We start from the raw sequence: 25,694 nt of genomic DNA, 5'->3' as shown, positions 1-25,694 counted from the left end.
TCAATTTAGAATTCTGAATTAAGGAGTAAAACACGCTTTATATTTAGGTAACAGACTTAGCTTGTGTAACTCACTTTCCTTGAAATCTGCTGTCAATGATGCGCCCTTACTTCCATCCCCACGTTTTGCTATGGGGTAAGACAGTACTCAGCACTGGTGAATCAACACTCCGTTGATAAAGAGAACAGGGGTAAACGTTAAAAGGCAAAGCCTTCCCTTTTTTCCTCTCAAATGCAGTTTTAATCAATCAAATACACATCAACTTAACTTCTCATACCGATGATTTGAGATTGAGGATTGCGGCAATTCATGCAATTATTCAAATTTCAGTTGGGGCATAAGTTGGAGAGTGCCAATACCTAAATCTTTAGGTGAAAGCGATCGCCCTTCAAACAAAGCCATCATATCTCGTAACTGAGGATTGCCACGGGAGGCTCCCGTTAGTCCTTTAGCAATGATTAAGCCACAATAGCCCTTAGTATTTTTACACCGCTGATTCCATTTTTTTCGGGCTTCGACATGAATTGGATCTTCATCTAAAAATTCACCGAATAGGAACAATTCGCCATTTTGAGTTTGCAATAAACCCAGGTCGTAGCGATCGCCATCAAAAGGATCGGCACCTGGATTAAAGCAAATTGCTCTCAGTCCGCCTGCTGCTTCAATTCTTTCAATTACAGTCTTCGCCTTGGGTCGGGAAGTTTGAATTAAAATCACCGGCAAACCGTCACCCACTTGTTTGATTTCACCAGCCTGGTGGTAGCTGACCCCCTTTCGCAGAAACTCCAACATTTCCCAAGACACTACACCTAAGCTGAGGAAGGAATCTTCTGGTATCAAGTCATCTCGCAATGATTGGAAATCAAGGTTGTTAATCTCCTCGTCATCAATACCAAAGCCTGCCATTTCCTCTAATTCTGCTGCTAACTGCGGCATGGTAGAGACTGTTACAGGCACTGATTTAGTTGATTCTTCCGACTGCGGTAGAGAAATACGATAGCGACGGCTTAGAGTTGGGAAAATGTCCTCATGAAGTTGGCGACGGTGATCGCGAATAAAGCGGCTCAGGCTTTCGATCGCAACCAAAATTACCAATGCTTCTTCGTCATACAAAACAGACCGTAGTCCTTCTAAGGGGTGGATATTACCAAAAGTAGGGTCAATTTCTGATAATGGCAGATCCGCCAAATCATCTTCTTCATCGTCATCTTCATCAGTTTCGTCAACGCTCTCAAAAGTGAGAAACAGGCAATCTTGCTTAAGGAACGCTTCTTCTAGATGCTCTGTTGATTCTTCATCCGTTAAAACTGCGGCGCGAAACTGTTTTAAAGAGTCTTCTGAGCGATAAAACAAAATCCCATACTCCATTCCCAGCATTCCCATAACTGAGGCGTAGAGTGTGCCAACATCCCACTTATTAATCTCGATTGACAAAATTTGCTGTTCTTGCAAAAATTCCCAAGGTGCTGCTTGCCAAATTGCAAATGCTTTCTCTCGCAAGATTTGCGCATACTGTGGGGGTAAATCGGGGGTTTGACTATCAAGGATGTCGGCGAATCCCCGAAATAGTTCGTCAATTAAAGGCAGTTCTGGTGCGTAGTCAATGGCGATATCCAAATCTTGCAGCACTCCCCGCAGGTAAAATTGGATCTCGCGGTCTTTGACTACAATTCTTTGGGGTCTAGCAGGTCTTGCCGGACTCTGGGGATGCTCCATTGCTTGCATTAAGGTGCGAACTATTGCTTCTGGGCCGGTATCACAAGCTACCACGTCCATTCCTCGAACAACACCTTGGGAGTAATCTACCCAAAGAATGCATTCTCCCTTTGCCTCTGAGTCTGACACCTGGTTTGGTGATGACAACGGACGGCGATCGCCCTCCCATACAGAAGGAATTTGAGTTAATTTCTTCAACCGGCGACTGGTAGAGCGATTAAAACTTGTCATAGAATCAAAAGAAGCAATTTGGAAGTAAACTTGGGGGCTAGCTAGCCTCGGATTAAATTTTTATGGCTGCACCTGAAGGGTGGTTGCTTCTGTTGCTGCCGTAAGGCTGGAATTTTAAGAATACCGAATGTATAAACACATTGAGTCTCTCAATTCTAGAATAAAAATCTTTGGCTACTTTTGACGGAGTGTTTACAATTTGGTATTTAGCAACATCTAAGCCGCTAGAATGAATACAAAAACACTTAACGAGCAACCCAGAAGCATTACAAGCCGATATAGGGTAACGTTTATACTAATTAAGGAGTTGAAAAGCAGATGACACAAGCAATTGAAGCTCAACAACGCGGAATTCTGTTGAGCGAAGCCGCATTGCACCAGGTAAAATCCCTCCGGGACAAGCAAGGCACAGACTTGTGCTTACGGGTAGGGGTGCGTCAGGGTGGGTGTTCTGGGATGTCTTACATGATGGACTTTGAAGATACCAGCAAAATAACCCCTCATGATGAAGTTTTTGATTATGATGGCTTCAAAATTGTCAGCGATCGCAAGAGTCTGTTATATCTCTACGGTTTAATGCTCGATTACAGCGATGCTATGATTGGCGGTGGTTTCCAATTTACTAACCCCAATGCTAATCAAACTTGTGGTTGCGGCAAGTCATTTGGGGTGTAATATTGTCAGTTGTCATTTGTCCCTGAGTATTGGACGAAAGACAAATGACAATTGACCAATGACTAATGACTCATGATTAATTTACTATGACTCAAACAGTTGAATCCCTGTTTGATACAGGTTTAGAACGCTATAAAGCAGGAGAATCAGCAGAATCTTTAATCCCTGTATTTAAAGAAGTGTGCGATCGCGCTCCTAAAACTAGTGCAGCTTGGGTTTGTTTAGCGTGGTTGTATCTACTCGATAACAAACCCAATTTGGCTTACAAAGCTGGACAGAAGGCAGTCAAGTTAAATCCACAAGATCCCCAAGCTAGAATCAATCTTGCCTTAGCAATGCTGGAAACAAAGCAAAAAGGCTTGCGAGAACATATTGATATAGCACAACAGTTAATTTTTGTCAACGAAGAATGGAGTGATGAAATAAAAAATAGTATTGAGGACGGTTTAAGTAGAAAACCAGATTGGCAGAGTTTAACAAAAGTCAAAAATTGGCTGTTTGAAAAGTAAAAAATGGGGACTGGGAACTGGGAACTGGGGGTTAGGGACAACGAGGAGAAGGCAGAGAATTTATTGAAATAACTCTTTAGGCTGTCTCTTCCCAATGCCCAATTCCCAATGCCCAATGCCCAATGCCCAATGCCCAATGCCCAATGCCCAGTACCCAATCCAATCATGAAAGATAAATTGTTAAATTGGCTAAACATGGTTTTAGTCGCCGATGTTTTTTTGGTTTTGTTTGGCTTTGGCTGGTTAGCGATCGCTGCGATCGGTGATGCTGCTGGAGTAAACCTGGGTTTGGATTTGTGGCATCAACTGTGGCAACCCTTGTTTAACCCCGCAATTGGCATTCTCATGGGCGGTGCAATTCTCAGCGGTATTATCAGTTGGGTTTCCAAAAAATTTCTTTCTAGTCAATAGTCAAGGAACTGGGTACTGGGGATTAGGGACTGGGGACTGGAAAAAAGCAGGGGAGCAGAGGGGAAGGAAGTTGCAGTAAGTCTTTCCCCTAAGCCTCTTTGCCCGTGTGCCCTTGTCCCCAGTCCCCACTCCCCACTCCCCACTCCCCACTCCCTTTTAATTAAGAATTTGTGTTAATGCCGATTGCAAATTAGGATATTTGTACTCAAAGCCTGTTTGCACGGTGCGTTTTGGGATAACTTGCTGACCTTCTAAAACTACTATAGCCCCGTCTCCTAAAAGAGCTTCGATCGCAAAAGCAGGAACAGGCAACCAAGAAGGGCGATTCATCACTTGTCCCAAAGTTTGGCTTAAATCTGCCATCCTAACTGGGTTGGGGGCAGTGGCATTGTATACGCCTTCTATTTCCGGTTTAGTTAAAGCTTGCAAAATCAGGCTAACTAAATCGTCTACGTGAATCCATGAGAACCACTGCCGACCACTGCCAATAGGCCCGCCAGCAAAGAGTTTGAAAGGCGGAATCATTTTACCTAAAGCACCACCATTGCCCAGGACAATCCCAAAACGCAGAATTACTAGTCGCACACCAGCATCTTTTACTTTTCTCGCTTCAGTTTCCCAGGCTTGGCAGACTTGGGCAAGAAAATCGTTACCAGATAGACTGGTTTCATCAAAGGTAGCCGTTTCACTGGTGCCGTAGTAGCCAATAGCCGAAGCGTTAATTAACACTGATGGTTTAGGATTAGCATTGGCTATTGCTTCAACTATTTTTTGTGTACCTAACTTTCGGCTATTGAAAATTTCTTGTTTCCGTTCTGGTGTCCAGCGCCCTTCACCAATAGGTTCTCCTGCCAAATTAACTACGCCATCACAATTAGCAATGATACTTTGCCAAGAACCAGATGCATTTGGTGTATGGGCAACAATTTCTACATTAGGGAAAGCCTCAGATGGAAAAACCTTTTGAGCAAAAGCGGTATTTCGAGTTAATGCTACTATTTTATGACCTTCTTTGTGTAATCGTTGTACCAAACGACTACCGACAAATCCTGTTGCTCCAGTAATTGCGACTTTCATTTTCTACCTTAGCCAAACCTTTATTGTAAAGTTTTCGATCAAACTTTCAGCTTACCAAAGAAGGCAGGAGGCAGGAGACAGGAGGAAGAAAACACATTTTTTGCCCTCTACCACTTTCTTCTAGATCGAGTAAATTTATTTATGTTCGCGAAGCGTGTCTTAGAGAAGAAAGAACAAAGTATGTATTTCGAGCGGAAAGTGCCACAAAAAATACTGCGTCCTTATTGAAACCCCATTCAGCTGACACTCACGGAACGCCTAAATTATTTATGACGTTTACCTCCTACCTCCTGCCCCCTGCCTCTTCATTGACTGTATATCTGGTAATACCTGCTCTCAAAAACTTTGATTTTTTAATGACTTTATATTTAGATACTTCGGTATTATAGGATGGACGGAGTGTTGCAAGGCTTGGGGCTATTATGGCTCGCTATACCTGTTCATTTATTGTTTCTGTTCCTAGTGACCATCTGGTGCCGTTACTTGTAGAACTTCTACAGGACTGTCAGTTGGATATTCAATATCACACAGCCGAATATATTATCGGTCGTGAGGTTCCTGGAAATGTTCCTTTTCCTAAATTAATAACAGTAGAAGTACTGATTGACAAATCAAAATCTACTGAAACAGAAACTCGGATGAGTATTGTGATTAAAAATGAAGAACTACCAATTCACCTAGATAATTACTGCCGACAAATGTTTGAGTTAATCAAGCAAGCTATTGAAAGTAGCCGCCATTGGCATTTGATTGAAAGTATTGCAGGATAGTTTTGGTGATTGAATTGATACTTCCACGGCTTCAAACCGTGGAAGTATCAGACTGTGATTGGTAGTTATAATTCACTCTCTTAATCCTCTAAATCCTCGGCCATACCGGGGTTTATTAGTGTAATGTCGTACTCGCTCGAATCCGTTTGTCCTAAACGCTGAGTGTTTCTTAAAAGGTAATAAATGGCACGTACTTGAGGCCCAAAAACAATCTCGTCTTCATTTCTGAGATCGTGGGCTGGTATTTTACGTCCATTAATCATCAAACCATTGGAACTAGGCTTACCTTTGGCATCGCCATCTACAATCCGGTAATAGTAGCTATGACTATTATGCTCTCGTGGCAATCTCACTAATGTGGCATGGCGGCGGGAGACAAACTGCGACATCAAACGGATATTACATTCGCGGTCTCTACCAATAGAGTAGACGGGGTGCTCCAGAGAAAATTCTTTGCGACCTTGATCGTCTTCAATAATTAGTAGATGGTTTTCATTGGTTTCTGCTGCCATTGACAAATCGTGGAACTGTAATTGATTAAACTTTGTTTAGTATCGTATCTTGCCATTTTTGCGCACCATAAGTTTGTGGTGCTAATCTAAATAAGCTTTAAAATTGCATAATACCTTGAAAGAGTAGAACATATCCGTTCTACTCCAGTAGCTATGATAGCTTTGGTAAGTGTCTTAAATCGACGACTGACTCCTGAATTGTGTTTTGACAATCCAAAATTTGTGGTGGCAAATTGGACGTGTAAAGGAGTATTCTACGGGCGATGAGCGAATCGCCGTAATAATATTGAGTTGGTGACGACGCTAACAGAGCTAAAAGCCATTAATGCAGCAGCACCAGATGGGTTAAGTACAAAACCCAGACTAGGAAATAAAACACCTGCTGCTAAAGGAATGCCAAGTGTATTATATGCAAAAGCCCAGAATAAATTTTGGCGGATTTTGTTGAATGTGGCGCGACTAAGCTGAATAGATTCGACGACATCGTTTAGGCGATCGCGCATTAAAATAATTTCAGCAGTTTCCATCGCCACATCTGTCCCGGAGTGTAAAGCAATTCCTACATCAGCTTGAGATAAAGCTGGAGCGTCGTTGATTCCATCTCCTACCATTGCGACTACTGAGTGCTGAGTGCTGAGTGAGAAGTGAAGAGTTTTCTTCGTCCCCTTGTCCCCCTTGTCTCCTTGTCCCCCTTGTCCCCTTGTCCCTTCTAACTGGAGAGACTGGATTGCAGCTGCTTTTTTAGCTGGGGGAACACCTGCTATTACATCAGCGCTATCTAATCCTAGTTGTTTAGCTATGGCGCTAGCTGCTTCTAGACGATCGCCACTGAGCAACATTACCCGTAAGCCCATTTGACGCAACTTGTCTACTGTAGATCGAGCATCCGATCTAAGGGTATCAGAAACACCAATTAGTCCGGCTAAGGTTCCCCCAATTGCTACATAAACGGCTGTTTTACCATTTGTTGCTAAATCCTGTGCTAACTGTTGTGCGGTTTCGTTAATGGCAATGCCGTGCCAACTCAACCATTCCCAGTTACCCAACAATACAACTGTGCCCTCTACCACAGCAGATACTCCTAGCCCTGGTTCCGTGTGAAAGTCTACACCCTCTGGAATAGATAACTGTTGCCGCCGTGCTTCTTGCTGAATCGCTTTTGCTAGGGGATGGTGAGTACCGCTTTCTACGGCTGCTGCTAGTTGGATTAGGGATTGAGCATTATTCTTCTCCAGTCCCCAGTCCCTAGTCCCCGATTCCTCAATTAACAGACAATCTGTGACTATGGGATTACCTGTGGTGAGAGTACCAGTTTTATCAAATACTACGGTATTTAACTGGTGTATTTTTTCTAAAACATCGCCACCTTTGATTAACAAACCTCTTTCTGCGCCCATAGCAGTTCCAACCAGAATGGCTGTTGGTGTGGCAAGTCCCAAAGCACAGGGACAGGCGACTACCATAACTGCGATCGCTAGTTTTAAACTAATTAACAGGGAAGAGTGAGGAGTGGAGTGGTGAGCGTGGCTCATCATTTCCATGCCACCAGACATGGTGATATCAGTCCAAATGTGAGTGCCGAAAAAGTACCAAAATCCAAATGTTAAGACAGATGCTGTTAGTACCCCGTAAGTAAAGTAACCAGCTACTGTATCTGCTAATTTCTGTACTGGGGCTTTGCGAGTTTGGGCGGCTTCTACTAGGGCAACAATTTGAGCTAGAGTTGTATCACTTCCAATCCGGGTTGCTTGAATAGCGATCGCTCCTGACTGGTTTAGTGTCCCTCCTGTCACTGTATCTCCTGGTTTTTTGATTACTGGCACTGCTTCCCCGGTTAGCATCGATTCATCAACCGTTGTTTGACCAACCACCACTTCACCATCAACGGGGATTTTATCACCTGGCAGCACTTGTAAGCATTCACCGACACGAACCTGTTCAGCAGGAATCTCAACACTAGAAGAACCCATTCCAGCTTTCTCTGGGTTGGCAATCAATCGCGCTAAGAGTGGCTGGAGTGCTAGCAATTTCCTAAATGCAGCAGCCGCTCGACCTCTAGCTTGTTGCTCTAATGTCCTTCCTAAGAGAATAAAGCCCAGCATCATTACTGGTTCGTCAAAGAAGCACTCCCAACCCAATTGGGGAAAAAGCAGCGCTAGTAAACTAGCAATGTAGGCTGTCAGCGTTCCCAATCCCACTAGGGTGTTCATGTTAGGCGCATTTCGCCGCCAGCCCAGCCAGCCATCTACTAAAATCGGGCGACCGGGAATTAACAGCGCTACTGTCGCTAGTCCACAGTGAAACCAAATATTATTTAGCACTGGCAGCACTGAGCTACCAAGATTACCAAAATGTCCACTTCCCGACAATATCAGCAATACCGCTGCGATCGCTAACTGCCATAGAGAAGAACGCATTTCTCGGCGTTGTCGTTCTGCTGGATCTGGTAAGGTTGATATTTCGCCTGCTACTGTGCCATTAGCTTTTCGGGGTTGAGTCGGGAATCCAACGGCTGTTAATCGCTGTGCCAGTGCATCTACATCTATTGCACCAACTTCTGACTCTACAACTGCTACCTCTGTGGCCAGGTTCACACAGGCACTCTTGACTCCTGGATGTTGGGTCAGCTGTCGCTCTACAGCGTTCACACACCCAGCACACTTCATACCCCCAACATCTAGAATAATCTTCTCTAGGATTGGGTCAGGTTCTAGGGCTGGCTTAGTTTTTGGGACGAGTTGCATGGCTTGTGTTTAGATTCGCTACAGAAATTCAACGCCTGACTAAAAGCGTCTCTAATTCGAGCGTAGGCTAAATATGGAACTATGACTCAATGTCAACCATATTAAAATTATTAATTTATCGTACTTCGTTGAGCATCAAGACTATCGCTGCATTTTAATTCAACGTTCCAAGTTCTCAGATTTTTCTGTAGGGTTCTGAATTTTAAATTTTAAATTTTTAATTTTAAATTCCCCTACGGGGGGTTGACAGTTCCAACGTCGATAAGTGACATAAATAACAGCTGCCATCTGTATTGGCGCGATCGCAATCAGGTTTTTGAAGAAATAGTTGATTTCTAAATGAGATATAACGCTGAAATATCCTAAGCCTAACAAGAAGAACATTGTCCAGTTAAGCTGTTTAGGTTTGAAAATAAGCATATTATTAAAAATAAATATAGAAAGTAAAAGTGCTGTATAACTTTTGTTAAAGGTAAAAGGTGAAGCGGAAGGGAAAAAGGATGTTTCTTTGGTTGCTCTTTATCCCTGCGCTTTTGCTGCAATCCTAAACTTGGCAGGGAGGATCATTCTCTGCTTCCAGTAAGAAAGTTATTCTTGCACTAGAACCAGCCCTGCTTATTCACAAAATAGGTATTTACAAATCCTTCAGGGGATTTATTTAAGTAAATCATGCCTTCAATTAGACCTACAAGTTGCATAACTAACAAAGCAACGCCGTAGGTAAAAGAACCCCCAACTACAGAAATCACTAACATGATAAAGCCTTCCGAAGCGTATCCTAGAATAAACTTATGAACCCCGAATGCTCCCAGGATAATGCCACAGTAACCAGCTAGAAGTTGTTTGGTAGGGTGACTGGGGTTAAGATTTGCCATATAAGTGCTGCTCCTTGATAAGTGAGTATAAAAATAAAGTCTTTATTGTAATGGAAGCAAATACATTTACTTGCTTAATAAATAGATTTTTAATTTTTTCAGTCTGAGTAAATCTCAAGATGAATAATTAAAATCAGCGTGCTTCTATTCCAAAGGAGACGCCAAGATGTCTTGCGCTATAGCCCGAACTGGCGCTCCTTGATGACTTTTGCTGGATTTGACGATCGCAAACCTTGGTGCAGCAGTTTTGCAGATTTTTAGCTCAGACATTTATCTTGAGCAGAATCAATCTTAAATAATCAGCAAAAGCTGCTACATACACCACTTTTTACAAGTCCATCAGTATTATTTCCGGATGTTTTTGCGTAGGCGTAGCCCGTCGTAGACATCGCACCAATGGCAAGACAACTGCGTGGCTAGTGGGAATCTAGAAGTGCAAAAGGCAGCTTCCATATCTTTATAACCGTTTTTTAGTTACCGATCCCCACTTCCATGAGCGCAAACCGGAATTGAATTCCAATTTATGACAGCTAAAAATGGTTCAAGAAGGCAATTAACATCTCGAAAAATGGCTAAAATCTACCTGAATGAGAATAAATGCTTAACTAGATAGTTTGTTGTCTATGTTAATAGCATTCTTTAATTTGCTTTTGCCATTATCGTAATTGGGTTTTCAGCTAGTATTTATGCTTGTAACCAATTATTACTAGTAAATTGTCTCTATCTAAGGAGATAAAATCAGATATTTTTGTTTTTGGCAACAGTACTGTAATTGTATTAATTGCTACCTAAAACAAATAAACTTAATAGTGTACCACTATTCCAAAGGCTGTGGAGGAGCATAGGAGCGAGGAGATTGCGCGATCGCGTGTAAACTACTCCTAAGACAATGCCCAATGCGGTCAGGGGGAGAATTTCCGATAAGCTGAGGTGAGCGATCGCAAACAACAAACTACTGATCAGAATTGCTCCCCACACGGGTAAGTAACGAGTTAGAGAGGGTAACAAAAAACCGCGAAAGAGGATTTCTTCAAAAAATGGAGCTGCGATCGCCGCTGTGGAGAAAAATATACCTAGCGCTACACCATCTTGACTTTCCAGCGCTAATTGCAACAGAGGATTACTCCCACCCTGTCCTTGCCATAGCTGCTGATTAATCAAAGATACCACCACAACTACAGGTAAAGCCGTGCAATAACCTCCCAGTCCCCACAAAAACCAGTTATCTTGAAAACGGAAGCGAAACCAGAATTCCGGTAGTGGAAAAAAGCGCTTGAGAGAGAAATACAGTACTAACAGCGCACCTAATGCTACTAAAAAGTAACTAACCAACACAGAAAATGCCTGAAGTCGCACATCCACAATGGGACGCGGGATGGGTAGCAACGATATTACTAAGGGCACAAAAATTTGCCCCATAAAGAAAAAGCCAATGATAAAAACCTGCAAAACCGTTTCACCACCCCAAGGGGTTGACCAGGGGATATCAGCATTTTGAGCTAATAACGAGGCTTTTCCTTTCAACAAGCGTTGAGCAAATAATAAAATCAGCAGTATTAGACCAATTAAAGCTGCCAAGGTGGGAATAGTGCCAATAACTGCCAATTTAATTACTGCTTGAGCAGAAGATTCTTGTTGTGCGGCTTTTACTGCTGATAACGCATCTTGTCGTTGTTGGAGTTGGTATAACTTAACCAAAGCAGTAGACCGAAACCAACCTTCTAAATTCTTTTGAATTGGTTCTTGAGCATTTGGGAGGATACGAGGAGGATTGCTCCACAGTCCAGTCAATACAGCGGCGGTTTCCCAAAACCCTGAATTAATATCTGAGCGTTGTTGTAATTCGCTCCAAGTCTTGAAGGCTGTATCCGTCTGTCCTTGCTGTGCTTGTAAGATTCCCAAGCGCAGGTCTAATTCAGCCAGTAATTTTTGTAATTGCTTAAAAGACTGCTGTAACTGTTGCTGTTCCTGTTTAGAAGTTTTAATAGTGGGAGGAGCGTCCGGTAGAGGCTTTGGAGGTGCGGGAGTTATTTCCGCTTGAGAGCGTAATTGTGCAAGTTTGTTGTTAACTTTGTCTAAATTAGCTTGAACTGATTGACGCGCCTCCTGATACTGCTTTGTAGCGCTTTCTAGAGGTTGCTCACCAAGTATTGCTTCCCGAATCGCTTGGAGTTTGTCATCACTGCTATCTTCTGATTGCCAAGCTTGAGCTTGTAAAGCAATATTTGTTTGGTATAGTTCCAAACGACTTTGAAATTGAGGTTCTTGCCAACTACCGAATAAAGCCGAAACTGCCAACAGAACTGCTATCGGCGTCATCACAAAAAATAAAACCAACCGCTTGAGTGTCATCTATCCCCCTTTAACTGACCAGTGGAGAGCGCGTCCCCCTTGGGAATTATCGCAATAAAAAGTCAGAGGTGGATAGATATCATCAATATTATAAGTTTGTAATGAATGTGCGATGCCTGCGGTAAATGCTCGCCTATGCACCCACGATGTTAAATTACAGTAGTGTTCTCCCACCTTGAGGAAGCTGATAATCTTTGTTTTGAGCGATCAATCACTCACTACGGACTAGGATTTTTTTATGTTTAATTATGCTTACTTACTGAGTCTCAGCAGTTTAACTTACAGGAATTCAGAATTAAGAACTTGTTCCATAGTAAAAGGACACTCAAGCGGAAAAGTTTCTATTGGCTTTTCAGTTTCATTTGCGGCATCTCGACGAGCGCGGCGATAATATTTCTGTATCCACTCCCTGTCTTCTAGAAGGCACTGCAAACTAGGAGTGTCTTCCAAGCAATCTTGAATTTGGTTTCGGCAGTTTGAGATTGTGTTAACCCAACTTTTAGTTTTTCGCTCTGGTTGATATTGGCATTTGAGTAAGTGCATTAAAAGCACCTGTAAATAACTTCCAAGTTCCTTTTGTTCACTCCGACCCAAAGCCTCTAGTTCCTCTACCAAATGTTCAACATCTAATTCAGCCCAGCGTCCTTTCTTCAGGCACTCAGCTTGTTGCTGCGTCCACACCAGAAAGTCCTGATTGTAGAGTGTCGTTTTACTCATCAACAGTTACCTCTTTGTTTTCAGCAACATTTTGCCTATTTTTGCTCAATGCAGTGCTTTACTAGACATTTTACAAACAAACTAGGGCGAAAGCGCTGACTACAAACTTTTAATTATTTATGCTGTCCTACTTAATCTTTCAAAAGGAATCTAGCAATTACTCCTTTTATTACTTTTTTTATCTTGTCGGTTGCATTGAGGACGGCAACTGCTGATATCTCGTTCTAAGGTAAATTTCTTTTTGCCTTGGGGTTCACCATGTAATTGGTTAGGCGTGTAACCTAAATTATTGATCCAAGTTACAAATACATCTTTGTATGGATCATTTGCTTTTGATTTGTGTCCTGGCCCTTTATGAACAATTGAAGTGAGCTGATCAGGCAAATGAACAGGCTTGTTACCGAAGTAGTAGAAGTGCTGCGACATCAAAACACTTATACCGCGTAAATCTCTTTCTTGATGACTCTTGTTATGAACACTTGGTCGCAGTAGTGGTTGTTCTCCTTTGCTGTAATCGTAGATGCAATCGCCAACATGATACTTGAATATTTTGCTGTCCCGCTTTGGAATTTTATCAGGACTATGAACTCGGCAAAACTCGTCGTATTCTTGGAATGTCATCTTTTTCGTTACCCGCATCGCATACACAACGCAATTCCTGATATCGCCAATTGGTGAGTTTTTGGAACCAAGTCCTACAACCCAATCTCCAATGCTTGCTACTCGTCGGATATCAGGCTTGCAAATTGCGAGAGTGCAAAGTTCCCAGAATGGGTTAGGAGCGGAGCCATTATCACAAGGTAGGCAGTAGGAGAAGAGTCTCATGAGTACAAAATTACTAAAGTGTATAACTACTACACTATGGCCTACACTGCGATTAAATACGCATCTTTGTGTATTTTTTGTTACTTAAAGTTCATAAATAATGAAGAGTGAAGAATCAAGATTTGAATCCTTCACTCTTCATAACTCCTTCTATATTTCTAAGATTCTCTTCCCGATGCCCAGGTATCACGCCATTTGACAGTACCTTCTTTCGCAATCACCCAGCGACGATTTACGAGATTTTCGCGCAGAGGCGATCGCCCTTCCCGCCACATGGCATATTTATAAGCAATTAGCTTACCAGCACTTTCATCAAAGGGAATTTCGGCAAACCAAGTATTGGTGTTGATGTACTCTAAAGGATAGGCTTTGCCAATATCCCAGTTACCTAACTCTGGGCAATCTCCTGTCACCACAATAATTTCACCAGGTTGGGTCTCTACGCCATTGAGTTGGACGCGGACAATTGTTTGTGCTTTTAACCGTTCGCCAACGTGGCTGAAAACAATTACTCCCCTTTCTTCTAGTACTAGGTCATAAATCTTGCCATCTTTCACCTCATACTTGTTGCGAGTCACTACGCAGGTATGTTCGCCATCGGGCAATTCTGTTTCTACTTCTGGTAAAGTAACTTCTCCTCCCCGATTTAAAGCGACAAAACACACAGAGTCACGATAACGGCGTACATAGCAGTAAACATCCGCTGTTAAGTATTTTTGCCAGTGGCTACCCATTGATACGGCTGGATTCAGTCGCCGTAAGCCAGACAGCAGTCTGATGCAACGATAAATCTCACTCTCAGTATCCCAATTTTCCATCATTGGGCGGTTGTACGGGTCGTTGCCGCCATCAGTGTCGTTATGCAGATACTGTTCTGTGCCGTAATATATGCAGGGAATGCCGCGACAGGTCATAATTAAGGCGATCGCAACCTTCAGCATCGCTGGATCGGGATTCAGCGATTGGAAACGGCACATATCATGGTTATCAATGAAGGTAACTAGCTCTGTTGCCCCGTTGTAGCGATGATCTTGGTCAAAAATATATTGAATTGTTTGGAATCCGTTTTCTGAACCTTGTCCTAGTGCGGCTCGAATTGCCACGCACAAGCCAAAGTCTAGAAGTGTCATGCCTGAGTGGTTAACAAATTCCACTGAGCGATCGTCACTGGGATTACTATAAATCCATTCACCAAAAATGAATACATCTGGTTTGTGATTGGTCATCTCGCCAGTGAATTCTTGCCAAAACCAAATCGGCATGTGCTTGACAGTATCCACCCGCAGTGCATCTACACCCCGGTCTAGCCATTGTTTAATTGCTGACTTAATATACTCCCGATATTCCGCATTATTTTCATTGAAGGTTGCTAGACCAGATAATTCACAGTTTTGTACTTGCCAATCGTCTTCCCAATTTTGGACTTCGCCATAGTGGTGATACCAATTATTGACATCATTATTGAAATCAGCAATTTTGACACCATCATCATATAATTCACCTTTACTACCGCTAGTATCAGGTGTGCTATGGTTGCAGACAATATCCAGCACTAGCTTCATATTGCGCTTGTGCATTTCTGTAATTAACCGATCGAAGGTCGTATTTTTTTCTTCTTGAGTTGCGTTTAAAGAAGGGTTATCTCCCTCCGCAATGTATCGAGGATTAAGCCGTTTAAAGTCTTTTGTCCAATAGCCATGTATTGCTGCATTACCAACAAATAACTCCTCAACCTGCTCGAACAGGGGAGTTAGCCAAAGAGCGGTAACTCCCATATTTTTGAGATAATCTAATTTATCGATGACACCTTGCAAGTCGCCACCCCAGTACTTACCCCAATCCTGTCTAGTTGGATCGTACAGTTCTGAGTTTGCACCTTCGCTGTTATCTGGATCGCCATCATAAAAGCGATCGACTACGAGAAAATAAATTGTTTCCTGACGAAATTCAATATCTCTGGTGTAAAGGAACTCTAGAGCAATCTCAATATCTAACTGCGGTTCTTGTATAAGAGCTTCTACATTTTCCTTTGCAGGATCTACTTTATATTGATCTGGTGAAAACTGAGATGGTGGGGTTTGTACCATAAAAAAACTCAAAATTTCATCTAATTCACACTTGCAGAACCAACAGTACAACGTTTCAGGTATTGTGTGTCACTACAAACTTGGGTATTGTGACATCCTGCTTACGGTGTAGGTATCTATCGCTAGCTAGTTTATAATTCTATCGGTAGATATAATTCATCTGCTAGAGGATAAAAATAAAAGAATATAGCAGTTATTAAAGATAATTGCTGGGTTACAAAAATTTACAATATTTAATTAAATTAACCTGTAGTAAATACTGAGTTTGTCTGGTACTTAGGTGTATATTCGAGAAAAGATTTTAGAACACCTCAACTCATTAGATGATATTAGTTGTCAATAAGGTTTAGTTGTTACACCTGAGTAATACTGAGTAAACCACGTATCAGCCAACTTTTTCTCTAGAAGATTCGCTCCATTGGTAAACTGACCATTGTCACTTTCAACCTGTTATTACTATCAAGGAATTAATTTAGGTAGCAATTATGACTAAATATGACAAGGTTTTTAACTCACCAAAGACATCAGAGGAATCACTAAGTCCAGAGGAAGCGGTGGCGGCGATCGCAACTGTGACTGCGATCGCTGATTCATTTATTGAAGAGGTAGATGCAGAAAGTTTAGCGGGTATCCTCTGGGAATTCGAGGTTTTCGAGGAATACTCAGAAGATGACATTGCAGAAATAGTTGATAGACTGATCTCCATTGCCGAAGAAGAGGGAATTGGGCCTTTGTTTAATACCGCTAAAGTATCTCTCTCAGATGAATTAGTGCTAGATGGTTTTGCAGCTGGGGTAATAGTGCTTTTAGACGATGACCTCGCCATCCCCAAATCGAAACAAATCTACCTAAAAAAGCTACAGGCAGCTTTAGAACTGGAAGATGAAGAAGCAGACGAAATCATCAAGGAGGTAATTGCAGCCTTTAAAGAAGCAGAAGATGAAGAATATACAGACGATGAAGATGAGACAGTAGTCATCGAAGATTTTAGCGAACAGACCTATGAATCCCCTTTAGGTAATTTCATCGTGCCGATTCCGGTCGATCCGCAGCAGGGCGGTAGAATTCAAAGCCAGGAAGGAGTAGTTGGCTTTTCTGATGACATCGGTACTTTACTGAGAATCGATTATTATCCTTTTCCCTTAGAACAGTTAGAGGAATTGGAGTCTGTTGGACAAGAAGAATATTTACAAACAATTTTAGTAGACAAGTATGTACCCCAAGCGATTTTTGTCAATGTACCAGATGCTTCTGTGGAATATACCGAATATCTGGAAAATACTTTGCGAGGTGCTTACTACGTGTTAATTAATATGCCCAAAGGTTCGACAATTTCTAAGCAAGAAAATAATGGAACTGCGAGCAGATTAGATGCGTACCGGGGGTTGCTCACCTTCATCAGTGGTGAATTTTTGTATATAGTTAGTAGTCAGCACAGTTTTATTAACGGCGAAACTCCTGATTCTGTTGAGGAAGAGGCTGAAGACATCAAAGAAAGTATTTTAGAGTTTGTTGAGACTATAGAGTTCACTTAGTACAGTATTTCATTCATTCGTAGCGAAGTAAATTTGGCAGGATTGTGCGATACCAATGCATTGGCTGGCATTAAACATCAGAATGGAGAGACGTAGCACTGCTACGTCTCTACAAGAATTTTGGATAACGCATATTTAATTTCACCAGAGTATATTCGCCTTGCCTTCGCTCATGTGATGTACATTTGGAAAGGGCGATGTCTGACGACAAGTTTGGAGAAGACAAGAAGTCTCAGGCTCCGCACTGGGTGTCTACGCTTATAATTTTTCATGACAATAACCCTGCTGAACAATCGCTATCAAGTTATCCAGGTAATCGGCGCTGGTGGGTTTGGCGAAACCTTTCTAGCAGAAGATGTCCACATGCCTTCTCGCCGTCGCTGTGTAATCAAGCAACTAAAACCAATAACCAATAATGACCCGCAAACCTACCAACTTATCCAACAACGGTTTGAACGGGAAGCCGCAACCTTGGAGTATTTGGGTGAAAGTAGTCACCAAATTCCCAAACTCTATGCCTACTTTTCTGAGAATGGACAGTTTTACCTCGTCCAAGAATGGATTCACGGTCAAACTCTGACAAAAATTGTCGAAGCCAAAGGATTTGAGAGTGAAACTGCTGTTCGGCAAATTCTCTTGAGTCTGCTTTCAGTTTTAGATTATGTTCACAGTAAAGGCATTATTCACCGGGATATCAAGCCAGATAACATTATTCTGCGTTCTGTTGATAACGAGCCAGTGTTGATTGATTTTGGTGCAGTCAAAGAAACAATCCGTTCAGTGGTGAATTCTCCAGGATACCCCACGCGATCGCTTGTCATTGGTACGCCGGGATATATGCCTAGCGAACAAGCCGTTGGTCGCCCAGTTTACGCCACTGATATCTACAGTTTAGGTTTAACAGCAATTTATCTGCTGACTGGCAAACACCCGCAAGAACTAGTAACCGATCTAAAAACTGGGGAAATACTTTGGCAGCAGCACGTCCCTAACGTCTCTTCTCAATTGGCCGCGGTACTCAATCAGGCAATTAAGCCTCATGCTGGCGATCGCTACAGCACTGCTAGTAAAATGCTATACGCCCTGCAATCTGCTAGTAATATACCTACTGAGTTAACTGCAAATCCTTCTAGAGTTAGTTTTTCTCCCACCGCATCGACTCGGCAAACTCAGCCATTATATTCTCCACAAAACAATTCTGCGATTCCAGAGTCTTCCAATCCTGGAAACTGGCAAAAACCTGCTGTGATTGTTGGTAGTTTGTTGATAGGCGGCTTGATTGGTGCAGTAGCAATTCCTAGCATCATTCGTCAGCAACAACCAGAAACAACCATTGGCACAAATCCCACGCCATCGCCAGAATCTTTTCCTACTTCTGCATCTACCGAACCGCCCATTTCCTCCCAAACGTCTCCAGTTCCAGTTATCCCTAGCTCACCACCACGACGGCGACCAACCTCTAATTCTCCAGTTGTACCCATACCACAGCCAGAAAAAGAGCCTCTCACTTCAGATACTCCAGCGCCGATAGCAGTATCCACACCACAGCCAGAACCAAAGGATGAGGTAAGCGCAGTTCCTAAACCAGAAGTTCGTTCTACACCACAAAATAAGCCGCGCAGTAAATTAGCTGCCACTGCCAGCAGAGAAAGCGTTCCCGCATTCCCTACAGGTACAACAAGAAACATCGTAGAAGCTACCCTCGGCAAACCAAATCAAGATTTAAGAGGCGCATGGGGCAAAACTCGTGCTGTCGTTTACAAACTAGTGCCAAACAAAATTGACCTTGGCTACTTATTCGATCGCAATTCTAAAACGCTGCGTCAAACTGAGGTATCTTTTGCTCAATCGGTAGATCCAGAAGTAATGGAGACTACCTTGAATGGAATGTTAGCAGGGCAAGCCACTGAAGAAATTAAGCAGGGACTCAAACAGGTACAACAGCGTCAATCTGATAATTTTAGTTTTAAAAATGGCTCAGTCAAGGGTCAAATTATCCGCCAACAATGTGATTTTATTTACATCAGCATTTGGGATGCAGATTTACATGATTTTGTAAATCCATCTACAGCCAAACAGTGTTAACTTTCTGGCAAACATTATTCTCAAAAGTTAGATTTTTGTATCCTACAAGACAGACTCAGTATTCAACATAGTGATTCAAAAACTGACTTTATTCGGCTACAATCAAGATAATTTCAGTCTTCCCAAACACAAAAACCCAATTTTTAGAATTAGTGCATTTGTTTTCTAAATTTTGCAACTAAATCCATAAAAATCTGTGTTTCCCATTCCCCATTCTTTATTTTCAATTCTTAATCTTCATAAAGTTATAAATACCATTATTAAGTTTTTAATAATACTTGTCTCAGCTTCTACATTCATGTCGTAAAGTTCGATTGGAATTGTGTAATCTGAAGACAGCAAAGCTAAATTATTCAATTGAGGTCTGATGACTCCTACAATCATACGTCAGCTTTGGTCAGTGGTTGAAACCGCTCAAGCCAAGCTCCTTTTACAACTGGATGATGCTAGCTTGGTACAGTGGTTAGTGAAACAAACCGAAACGCAAGTGTTGTTAGATTCTAACGAAACTGATTTTCTTAGCCATTACATTCAATCTCGACTAGCCCTCATACGCGATCTTGCCCATGAACGCCAATGTTCATGATGCCTACGGCGGTCACTGAGCTTTGTCGTACCACTTCGTGGAAGCAAGCTACGCGCAGCGTCTCACAGAGAAGTGCGGGCTACGCCAACGCAAAATCAAGATAAATAAATAGATCGATCGTCAAGTGTTATTACTGTTGACTATTAGCTTTTGGGGAAAAATAACCTTCCACTAAGCAGTCAGAGCCTACTACACGCCAACGAACACGTTCTAAAGACAACGCCTCAGTCATGGTAGTAAAACCTAAATCGCCCACTGGTGTGGGAGCAATACTACCACCAATGATCTTTGGGGCAATAAATGCCAAAACTTTTTGCACTGCTCCTTGAGCGATCGCACTAGCAGCTAAAGTACCACCACACTCCCACAGCACGCTACAAAAACCTCGTTCATATAAGTACGCCATTGCCTTATCCGGTGTCAGTGATGCTAATTCCACCACCTCCACACCCTGGTTGAGCAACAGGTTTTGAAAATCGGGGTTAGCACCCTTCTGTGTCAACACCAAAGTTGGAGCATCCGCGGTTTGCCACAGATGGGCACTGGCCGGTAAGTTAAGATGGCGACTCATCACCACTCGTAGGGGATTATGTGCCCCCACCTGATGGCTGGTTAAGTAAGGATTATCTTGTCGGACTGTATTACCGCCGACAATTATGGCATCACAAGCCGCCCGCACTAGATGTACTTCACTGCGGGCTTCTTGACTTGTCACCCAAGCGCTATGACCAGAGGTAGTAGCAATTTTGCCATCTAAAGTCATGGCATATTTTAAAATTCCCAAAGGTCGTTTATAGAGAATGCGATGCACAAAAGCTTCATTTAGCTGACGACAGGCTTCCTCTTCTACTCCAACCAATACTTCGATTCCTGCCGCTCGTAAACGGGCGATGCCACCTCCAGCCACCAGTGGATTGGGGTCAACCATACCCACTACTACTTTTGCCACCCCTGCTTCGATCAATCCTTCCGAACAAGGGGGAGTACGTCCGTAGTGATTGCAAGGTTCGAGGCTGACATAGATTGTTGCACCACGAGCGCGATTCTCCTGAGGAGAGGCTGCGCCAACGCCTGCTGCCCTCAAGGCAAACACTTCTGCATGAGGCTCACCTGCGCGAGGATGAAATCCTTCGCCGACAATCTCGCCATCCTTGACAATCACCGCTCCCACTAACGGATTGGGCGAAGTCCGCCCTAAAGCGCGACGGGCAAGTTCTAAACACCGCAGCATCATACGAGAGTCAAAGTCAGTTCCTACCTTTTGCTTCGGTGGTGAATTCGAGCCAGCTGCTGACTCCACTATTGGTGTATTTTCCTGAGTGTAATTTGGTAAGGATGCATCTGCTTGAGCGATTACTGGGGAATTATCCATAATTTTAGGCAACACTGTAAATATTCTGCACGCGATCGCGCAGCCTCTCCACAAGAGAATCGCGCTTTGCTCCTGATAATTAAACAGTAATATCTAGGCGCTATTATTGGCTGTCTCAACTTACATGAGTCTGTAATATTCAGACTTACAGTTCACTGTAACTTGAATCCATATTGCCAGAGGTTGCTCAAATTCATAAAGATTTAGGTTACAGGGTACAAAAGATAATTTTCTTTACTGTCACCTGTAACCTATTCCCTTCCTAACTCCTAATTCTTGTACAGACGCGATTAATCCTGTCTCTACTCCTAATTCTTGTACAGACGCGATTAATCGCGTCTCTAACTTTACTATTGCTCCAATAATTTCAGCCGCTGCCACCAAAGATTCAACGGATAATAGACGACAGGTGCCCACAGACTACTCAGAATGGCAGAGGCAAGAGCGACGCGCTGATAATATGTCCAAATATCTGTCACCTTGCGCTCATTGCCCAGCAAAGTTAATTGCAACCCAAAGATAGTTTCTGCCAAAACTGCCAAAACAAAGACAATTACAGCAATCGAAATAAAATCTTCTTCGATAAAACGCTGTTTCTGGAGCAGACCAGTTAAAGCCCCCACTATCCCTAAACTGATGGCATGAGTCGGGCTAGGTGATGTCATCGAATCTTGAAGTAGCCCCAGAACTATACCAGCTAATGCTCCGGCAAACACCGTGCGCTTCACACTCCAAGCTACTACCCAAATTAATAACCAGTTAGGGCCAATTCCCAACAATTCCATACCTGGGAATCGGGTTGGTAATAATAGCAAACATAACAGTACAGAACTAGCCGTCACTATCCAACCAAACAACTGACGTATACCGGGATGCCAACGAGCCAGCGGCTGGATTTGGAATTTCGATTTTCGCTCTGACGATTTTGGCTTTTTCTGCCTGCTACCACCAAATGCAGGAATCTTCATTTTTCTAGTGATTTTTTCAAAGAATTTACTTAGACTTTTGCGGCACTTGATTTGCCGACTCTTGGTTTTCTGGTTTGGGATAAACAGCTACCCAATCAAGAGAACGGATTGGCGGAAAAAGCTCAATTTTCGCCACTGATGCCGGGAGTTTCTTTAAATCCAACGACTTAATTCGTCCTACTGCCAAACCAGAGGGAAATTTCTGACTATAAGTAGATGTGGAAACTAAATCTCCTACTTTCACATTTGGAACTTTTTCATAAAACTCCAATACAGCTTCAGCAGAAGAATCTCCTCGTAAAACGCCTTTAGCTGCTGTGCGGCTAATCGATACACCCACTTGACTCTTGAGGTCACTGATTAACAACACGCGGCTAGTATTAGGAGTTACGCTCTCCACCAAACCCACCAATCCGCCTTCTGCTTTGACTATGAAGCCTTCCTGAATCCCTGCATTTGCACCGCGATTCAGCGTCACTTGTTGCCACCATTGGTCAGCACTACGTCCCACCACCCGTGCTGGAACTGGCCGTGATGCTAGTGGCTCTTTTTCCACATAGCCTAATAAATCTTGTAATTTTGTCTTTTGACTTTCCAAATCTACTATACGGGTTTGCAATTCCATTATCCGGGCATCTCTAAGACGTTCTTCTGGAGTTGGCCCTGACTGCAACATCTCTAATGGACGGGTAATTGCCTGATATGTCTCAAGCACTAGTTCTCCTTGAGTCTGTCGCAATATCCAAGCACTACCAACTACTAAAGCTAACAAGCCAATTTGCAACCCTTTACGATCCCACCAACGCCGTATTGTCACCATATATACCTACATGTACTTATATAAATTAAGTTCTACTTGGATTCTATGTATATAGAACCCAAATAGAACTCAAATAGAACTCAAGTCTGATATTTTTTTTGTTACATATTGCGAGAGCTTTCGATAACAACTCGTTCCAACTGTTTAAAGTTTTCTAACACACGACCTGTTCCCAGCACAACACAGCTCAAAGGATCGGCAGCAATGTGGGTAATAATCCCTGTTTCATGGCTAACAAGGGTATCTATGCCTTTGAGCAAAGCACCGCCACCAGCTAACATAATCCCTCTGTCAATAATGTCTGCTGCCAGTTCTGGCGGTGTGCGTTCTAGTGTCCGCTTCACAGCTTCGATAATTACTGATAGCGGTTCCATCATACTTTCACGGATTTCTGGGGCTTTGATGGTTACAGTTCGCGGTAGACCCGAAAGCAGGTGTAAGCCTCGGACTTCCATCATCGCGTCATTATCATCATTAGTCGGATAGGCAGAACCAAGCCGAATCTTGATTTCCTCGGCAGTACGTTCACCAATGACTAAATTATGAACTTTCTTAATATACTGAACGATCGCATCAGTCAGTTCATCTCCAGCAATACGTACAGATTCGCTGATTACCGTACCTTGAAGACTCAGCACTGCAACTTCTGTTGTCCCACCACCAATATCGATGATCATGTTGCCAGTCGCTTCGGCAACAGGTAGTCCTGCACCAATAGCCGCAGCTACAGGTTCATCGATTAAATAGACTTTTCTGGCTCCTGCTTGGTGAGCTGCATCCATCACCGCTCGTCTTTCTACTCCTGTGACGCCACTGGGAATACCAATGACAATTCGGGGTAGGATTAGAGATTTACCTTCATTTACACGCTGAATAAAGCTTTTCAGCATCAGTTCGGCTATATCAAAGTCAGCGATTACACCATCCCGCAAAGGACGCAAAGCAATCACATTTCCCGGTGTGCGACCGAGCATTTTTTTGGCTTCTTCTCCTACTGCTAGTGCAACCTTTTCGTTGACATCGATAGCAACTACAGAAGGTTCTTGTAGTACAATACCTTTACCAGATACATAAACCAGGGTGTTTGCAGTACCAAGGTCGATACCCATATCCCATGAAGTGCGAAAGTTCCTAAAAATACCCACGCGTCTGTAAGCCCCCTATGTGCGATACTTTTTTTGACTACAACGGTAAGAGTTAATCGTGCTTGATTCGATTATGTTTGTATCCTAAGTTGAGTAAACTAGACAATATTTTTATATGATTCCCAGAAATATTTAGTATGTCTCAAGCGCCGTACTTTTTAATATTCTCTGGTTAACTTAGTATATCCGTATACTTTTATGTGTTTACTCCAAATAATGTGTATAAATTTTCAAGTCAATTATATTGTTAACTGTTTAACAGATTATTTTCAAGTCTTTCACAATTCGCTATGATGAAAGTCGAAATTGCTAAGTACGTTTGTACTGAAAGGTAACACGATGAGTATCAATGTTGTCACCCTCATTGGTCGTGTAGGCGGCGACCCGGAGATTAAGTATTTTGAGTCTGGTAGTGTGAAGTGTAAATTAACACTAGCTGTTAATCGTCGCACAAAAGAAGGTGAACATACCGACTGGTTTAATTTGGAACTATGGGGAAAAACGGCGGAGGTGGCAGGCAATTATGTACGTAAAGGCAGGCAAATTGCTGTCAAAGGTTCTTTGAAGTTTGACACATGGAGCGATCGCCAAACAGGAGCAAACCGATCGTCACCAGTGATTCAAGTAGATCAACTTGATTTATTAGGCTCTAAGCGAGATGCAGAAGGCGGTACAGGAGATATGTCTTCAGAACATTTTTAATTGAGCATCCCTTCGGCTCCGCTCAGGGCAAGTGGGCATTGATTATTAGTCCTTTGCCTTTACAAATGACAAAGCGCAAAGTCTGAGCGCCGGCTTCCGGCGATCAGAACTTTGTAAGAGAGGACTAATGACAAATGACTAATAACTAATTTGCAACGTCACCGATGCTTCTACTTGCTGTTCACCACCAACAATCGGGGTGGAAGCATCAGCTGATTTCGCAGCCTCAGCCCGTAAAAACATTGGTAGTGGTGGAGGCGCACTGGCATTATTAACTTGAATGCTGACTATTTCTTTGGATTTAAAACCCAAGGCACTAAAAACGGCATCAGCTTGCTGCCGCGCGTCTTGAGTAGCTTCTTTTAATGCTTGCTTTTGAGCCGCGGCGATCGCTTCATCTTTCGCAACAAAAGTAATGCCGTTAATTTGTGTTGCACCGGCTTTGACTGCATCATCCAATAATGTCCCAGCTTGCTCAACAGGAATACTAAAACTCACAGTGTTAGTGGCAGCATAGCCTGTAATTCGCTGCACATTATTGGTGTAGCTGTAAACCGGATTGAGACGGATACCGGTAGTTTGTAATTTTTCAACATTTTTGCTCTTGAGAAACGCAACCACCGCCGATGACCTCTGAGCGGCTTCTTGCTGTACCTCTTGGGCTGTTTTCCCCTGAATCTCCACTCCTAAACTAACTTGTGCCAGAGTTGTCGGAATTGTTTCGACTCCGCGACCACTGACACTAAGGGTTCGTGACAATCTATCTTTTTCTTGTGCGAATGCAGGTAGTGCAAAAGTTGCACATACAAGCATTGCTAAAGGCAGTATTTTCCACAGGTTTGCCGATGGAAAATGAGAACCGGGTAAAGCGGCTCTAGTCATCATATTTGCACTCCTCAAAGTATCCACAGATGTTTTAAATAAAGGTATATAGCAATCTGCTGCTGGTCGTTGAGAACCAACAGCCACCACAAGTTTTT

At 42.8% G+C, this 25,694-nt stretch carries 24 protein-coding genes; 8 read left to right on the top strand and 16 right to left on the bottom strand.

Annotated features, from left to right (window positions below):
* Positions 1-315: 315 nt before the first annotated feature.
* Positions 316-1,947 carry a DUF6930 domain-containing protein gene (locus tag RMY64_RS24705; protein WP_322674254.1) on the bottom strand — a complete coding sequence of 544 codons (1,632 nt, stop codon included), beginning with the start codon at positions 1,945-1,947 and terminating at the stop codon, positions 316-318.
* A gap of 318 nt (positions 1,948-2,265) precedes the next feature.
* On the opposite strand from RMY64_RS24705, the gene RMY64_RS24700 reads away from it, so the two are divergent.
* From RMY64_RS24700 to RMY64_RS24690, 3 genes are all read left to right on the top strand, one after another.
* The gene (locus tag RMY64_RS24700) at positions 2,266-2,622 is read left to right on the top strand and encodes an iron-sulfur cluster assembly accessory protein (RefSeq protein WP_322665540.1); all 357 of its coding nucleotides are present in this window, start codon (positions 2,266-2,268) and stop codon (positions 2,620-2,622) included.
* Positions 2,623-2,708: 86 nt separating this feature from the next.
* The gene (locus RMY64_RS24695) at positions 2,709-3,131 is read left to right on the top strand and encodes a hypothetical protein (protein WP_322674253.1); all 423 of its coding nucleotides are present in this window, start codon (positions 2,709-2,711) and stop codon (positions 3,129-3,131) included.
* Between the two features lie 165 nt (positions 3,132-3,296).
* Complete coding sequence (locus RMY64_RS24690; RefSeq protein WP_094352470.1) at positions 3,297-3,542, top strand: hypothetical protein; 246 nt, start codon at positions 3,297-3,299, stop codon at positions 3,540-3,542.
* A gap of 156 nt (positions 3,543-3,698) precedes the next feature.
* Here the strand turns inward: RMY64_RS24690 and RMY64_RS24685 are convergent, their stop codons facing one another.
* Positions 3,699-4,619, bottom strand: coding sequence for a TIGR01777 family oxidoreductase (locus tag RMY64_RS24685; protein ID WP_322701380.1), 921 nt, complete (start codon positions 4,617-4,619; stop codon positions 3,699-3,701).
* 422 nt (positions 4,620-5,041) lie between these two features.
* Between RMY64_RS24685 and RMY64_RS24680 the strand changes: the two genes are divergently transcribed.
* Complete coding sequence (locus RMY64_RS24680) at positions 5,042-5,389, top strand: hypothetical protein (RefSeq protein ID WP_322665545.1); 348 nt, start codon at positions 5,042-5,044, stop codon at positions 5,387-5,389.
* Between the two features lie 80 nt (positions 5,390-5,469).
* Here the strand turns inward: RMY64_RS24680 and RMY64_RS24675 are convergent, their stop codons facing one another.
* From RMY64_RS24675 to RMY64_RS24635, 9 genes are all read right to left on the bottom strand, one after another.
* Positions 5,470-5,901: an FHA domain-containing protein gene (locus RMY64_RS24675; RefSeq protein WP_322674251.1), complete on the bottom strand. Its 432-nt coding sequence runs from the start codon at positions 5,899-5,901 to the stop codon at positions 5,470-5,472.
* Between the two features lie 254 nt (positions 5,902-6,155).
* A complete protein-coding gene (locus tag RMY64_RS24670; RefSeq protein WP_322674250.1) occupies positions 6,156-8,645 on the bottom strand; it encodes a heavy metal translocating P-type ATPase in 2,490 nt (829 codons plus the stop codon).
* Positions 8,646-8,804: 159 nt separating this feature from the next.
* The gene (locus tag RMY64_RS24665) at positions 8,805-9,065 is read right to left on the bottom strand and encodes a hypothetical protein (RefSeq protein WP_322701379.1); all 261 of its coding nucleotides are present in this window, start codon (positions 9,063-9,065) and stop codon (positions 8,805-8,807) included.
* 179 nt (positions 9,066-9,244) lie between these two features.
* Positions 9,245-9,520, bottom strand: a complete 276-nt coding sequence (locus tag RMY64_RS24660) for a TM2 domain-containing protein (RefSeq protein WP_289798872.1) — start codon at positions 9,518-9,520, stop codon at positions 9,245-9,247.
* 144 nt (positions 9,521-9,664) lie between these two features.
* Positions 9,665-9,790 (bottom strand): hypothetical protein, encoded by a 126-nt coding sequence (locus RMY64_RS24655; RefSeq protein WP_322701378.1) that lies wholly within the window; start codon positions 9,788-9,790, stop codon positions 9,665-9,667.
* Positions 9,791-10,297: 507 nt separating this feature from the next.
* Positions 10,298-11,872, bottom strand: a complete 1,575-nt coding sequence (locus RMY64_RS24650) for a type II CAAX endopeptidase family protein (RefSeq protein ID WP_322701377.1) — start codon at positions 11,870-11,872, stop codon at positions 10,298-10,300.
* A gap of 279 nt (positions 11,873-12,151) precedes the next feature.
* Positions 12,152-12,589 (bottom strand): DUF29 domain-containing protein, encoded by a 438-nt coding sequence (locus RMY64_RS24645; RefSeq protein ID WP_322674246.1) that lies wholly within the window; start codon positions 12,587-12,589, stop codon positions 12,152-12,154.
* Positions 12,590-12,739: 150 nt separating this feature from the next.
* Positions 12,740-13,414 carry a hypothetical protein gene (locus RMY64_RS24640; protein WP_322674245.1) on the bottom strand — a complete coding sequence of 225 codons (675 nt, stop codon included), beginning with the start codon at positions 13,412-13,414 and terminating at the stop codon, positions 12,740-12,742.
* Positions 13,415-13,572: 158 nt separating this feature from the next.
* On the bottom strand, positions 13,573-15,501 hold the full coding sequence (locus RMY64_RS24635) for an alpha-amylase family glycosyl hydrolase (protein WP_322690420.1): 1,929 nt from the start codon (positions 15,499-15,501) through the stop codon (positions 13,573-13,575).
* A gap of 485 nt (positions 15,502-15,986) precedes the next feature.
* Here RMY64_RS24635 and RMY64_RS24630 point away from each other — a divergent pair, with 485 nt between their 5' ends.
* The 3 genes from RMY64_RS24630 to RMY64_RS24620 all read left to right on the top strand — a co-directional run bounded on the left by RMY64_RS24630 (position 15,987) and on the right by RMY64_RS24620 (position 19,707).
* Positions 15,987-17,036 (top strand): hypothetical protein, encoded by a 1,050-nt coding sequence (locus RMY64_RS24630; protein ID WP_322701376.1) that lies wholly within the window; start codon positions 15,987-15,989, stop codon positions 17,034-17,036.
* Between the two features lie 270 nt (positions 17,037-17,306).
* Complete coding sequence (locus RMY64_RS24625) at positions 17,307-19,121, top strand: protein kinase domain-containing protein (protein ID WP_322701375.1); 1,815 nt, start codon at positions 17,307-17,309, stop codon at positions 19,119-19,121.
* Positions 19,122-19,488: 367 nt separating this feature from the next.
* Positions 19,489-19,707 carry a hypothetical protein gene (locus RMY64_RS24620; protein WP_322674241.1) on the top strand — a complete coding sequence of 73 codons (219 nt, stop codon included), beginning with the start codon at positions 19,489-19,491 and terminating at the stop codon, positions 19,705-19,707.
* A 130-nt stretch (positions 19,708-19,837) separates the two neighbouring features.
* On the opposite strand, the gene ribD is transcribed toward RMY64_RS24620, so the two are convergent.
* The 4 genes from ribD to RMY64_RS24600 all read right to left on the bottom strand — a co-directional run bounded on the left by ribD (position 19,838) and on the right by RMY64_RS24600 (position 23,976).
* Positions 19,838-21,079, bottom strand: coding sequence for a bifunctional diaminohydroxyphosphoribosylaminopyrimidine deaminase/5-amino-6-(5-phosphoribosylamino)uracil reductase RibD (gene ribD / locus RMY64_RS24615; RefSeq protein ID WP_322701393.1), 1,242 nt, complete (start codon positions 21,077-21,079; stop codon positions 19,838-19,840).
* A 350-nt stretch (positions 21,080-21,429) separates the two neighbouring features.
* Positions 21,430-22,047: a rod shape-determining protein MreD gene (gene mreD / locus RMY64_RS24610; protein ID WP_322701374.1), complete on the bottom strand. Its 618-nt coding sequence runs from the start codon at positions 22,045-22,047 to the stop codon at positions 21,430-21,432.
* Between the two features lie 25 nt (positions 22,048-22,072).
* Positions 22,073-22,867 (bottom strand): rod shape-determining protein MreC, encoded by a 795-nt coding sequence (gene mreC, locus RMY64_RS24605; protein ID WP_322674239.1) that lies wholly within the window; start codon positions 22,865-22,867, stop codon positions 22,073-22,075.
* 101 nt (positions 22,868-22,968) lie between these two features.
* Positions 22,969-23,976: a rod shape-determining protein gene (locus RMY64_RS24600; RefSeq protein WP_322674271.1), complete on the bottom strand. Its 1,008-nt coding sequence runs from the start codon at positions 23,974-23,976 to the stop codon at positions 22,969-22,971.
* 375 nt (positions 23,977-24,351) lie between these two features.
* Here RMY64_RS24600 and RMY64_RS24595 point away from each other — a divergent pair, with 375 nt between their 5' ends.
* Positions 24,352-24,714 carry a single-stranded DNA-binding protein gene (locus RMY64_RS24595; protein ID WP_322682945.1) on the top strand — a complete coding sequence of 121 codons (363 nt, stop codon included), beginning with the start codon at positions 24,352-24,354 and terminating at the stop codon, positions 24,712-24,714.
* A gap of 138 nt (positions 24,715-24,852) precedes the next feature.
* Here the strand turns inward: RMY64_RS24595 and RMY64_RS24590 are convergent, their stop codons facing one another.
* Positions 24,853-25,596, bottom strand: a complete 744-nt coding sequence (locus tag RMY64_RS24590) for an SIMPL domain-containing protein (RefSeq protein ID WP_322701392.1) — start codon at positions 25,594-25,596, stop codon at positions 24,853-24,855.
* Between the last annotated feature and the right edge of the window lie 98 nt (positions 25,597-25,694).

The sequence above is a fragment of the Nostoc sp. DedQUE08 genome (assembly GCF_034530895.1).
Classification (GTDB): domain Bacteria; phylum Cyanobacteriota; class Cyanobacteriia; order Cyanobacteriales; family Nostocaceae; genus Nostoc.
The sequence above is the reverse complement of the archived record's forward strand: the minus strand, read 5'-3'. Positions and strand labels throughout refer to the sequence as shown.

Coding starts and splice junctions, on each gene's coding strand:
- RMY64_RS24705 (WP_322674254.1), bottom strand. CDS start 1,947: ATGACAAGTTTTAATCGCTCTACCAGTCGCCGGTTGAAGAAATTAACT.
- RMY64_RS24700 (WP_322665540.1), top strand. CDS start 2,266: ATGACACAAGCAATTGAAGCTCAACAACGCGGAATTCTGTTGAGCGAA.
- RMY64_RS24695 (WP_322674253.1), top strand. CDS start 2,709: ATGACTCAAACAGTTGAATCCCTGTTTGATACAGGTTTAGAACGCTAT.
- RMY64_RS24690 (WP_094352470.1), top strand. CDS start 3,297: ATGAAAGATAAATTGTTAAATTGGCTAAACATGGTTTTAGTCGCCGAT.
- RMY64_RS24685 (WP_322701380.1), bottom strand. CDS start 4,619: ATGAAAGTCGCAATTACTGGAGCAACAGGATTTGTCGGTAGTCGTTTG.
- RMY64_RS24680 (WP_322665545.1), top strand. CDS start 5,042: ATGGCTCGCTATACCTGTTCATTTATTGTTTCTGTTCCTAGTGACCAT.
- RMY64_RS24675 (WP_322674251.1), bottom strand. CDS start 5,901: ATGGCAGCAGAAACCAATGAAAACCATCTACTAATTATTGAAGACGAT.
- RMY64_RS24670 (WP_322674250.1), bottom strand. CDS start 8,645: ATGCAACTCGTCCCAAAAACTAAGCCAGCCCTAGAACCTGACCCAATC.
- RMY64_RS24665 (WP_322701379.1), bottom strand. CDS start 9,065: ATGCTTATTTTCAAACCTAAACAGCTTAACTGGACAATGTTCTTCTTG.
- RMY64_RS24660 (WP_289798872.1), bottom strand. CDS start 9,520: ATGGCAAATCTTAACCCCAGTCACCCTACCAAACAACTTCTAGCTGGT.
- RMY64_RS24655 (WP_322701378.1), bottom strand. CDS start 9,790: ATGTCTGAGCTAAAAATCTGCAAAACTGCTGCACCAAGGTTTGCGATC.
- RMY64_RS24650 (WP_322701377.1), bottom strand. CDS start 11,872: ATGACACTCAAGCGGTTGGTTTTATTTTTTGTGATGACGCCGATAGCA.
- RMY64_RS24645 (WP_322674246.1), bottom strand. CDS start 12,589: ATGAGTAAAACGACACTCTACAATCAGGACTTTCTGGTGTGGACGCAG.
- RMY64_RS24640 (WP_322674245.1), bottom strand. CDS start 13,414: ATGAGACTCTTCTCCTACTGCCTACCTTGTGATAATGGCTCCGCTCCT.
- RMY64_RS24635 (WP_322690420.1), bottom strand. CDS start 15,501: ATGGTACAAACCCCACCATCTCAGTTTTCACCAGATCAATATAAAGTA.
- RMY64_RS24630 (WP_322701376.1), top strand. CDS start 15,987: ATGACTAAATATGACAAGGTTTTTAACTCACCAAAGACATCAGAGGAA.
- RMY64_RS24625 (WP_322701375.1), top strand. CDS start 17,307: ATGACAATAACCCTGCTGAACAATCGCTATCAAGTTATCCAGGTAATC.
- RMY64_RS24620 (WP_322674241.1), top strand. CDS start 19,489: ATGACTCCTACAATCATACGTCAGCTTTGGTCAGTGGTTGAAACCGCT.
- ribD (WP_322701393.1), bottom strand. CDS start 21,079: ATGGATAATTCCCCAGTAATCGCTCAAGCAGATGCATCCTTACCAAAT.
- mreD (WP_322701374.1), bottom strand. CDS start 22,047: ATGAAGATTCCTGCATTTGGTGGTAGCAGGCAGAAAAAGCCAAAATCG.
- mreC (WP_322674239.1), bottom strand. CDS start 22,867: ATGGTGACAATACGGCGTTGGTGGGATCGTAAAGGGTTGCAAATTGGC.
- RMY64_RS24600 (WP_322674271.1), bottom strand. CDS start 23,976: ATGGGTATCGACCTTGGTACTGCAAACACCCTGGTTTATGTATCTGGT.
- RMY64_RS24595 (WP_322682945.1), top strand. CDS start 24,352: ATGAGTATCAATGTTGTCACCCTCATTGGTCGTGTAGGCGGCGACCCG.
- RMY64_RS24590 (WP_322701392.1), bottom strand. CDS start 25,596: ATGACTAGAGCCGCTTTACCCGGTTCTCATTTTCCATCGGCAAACCTG.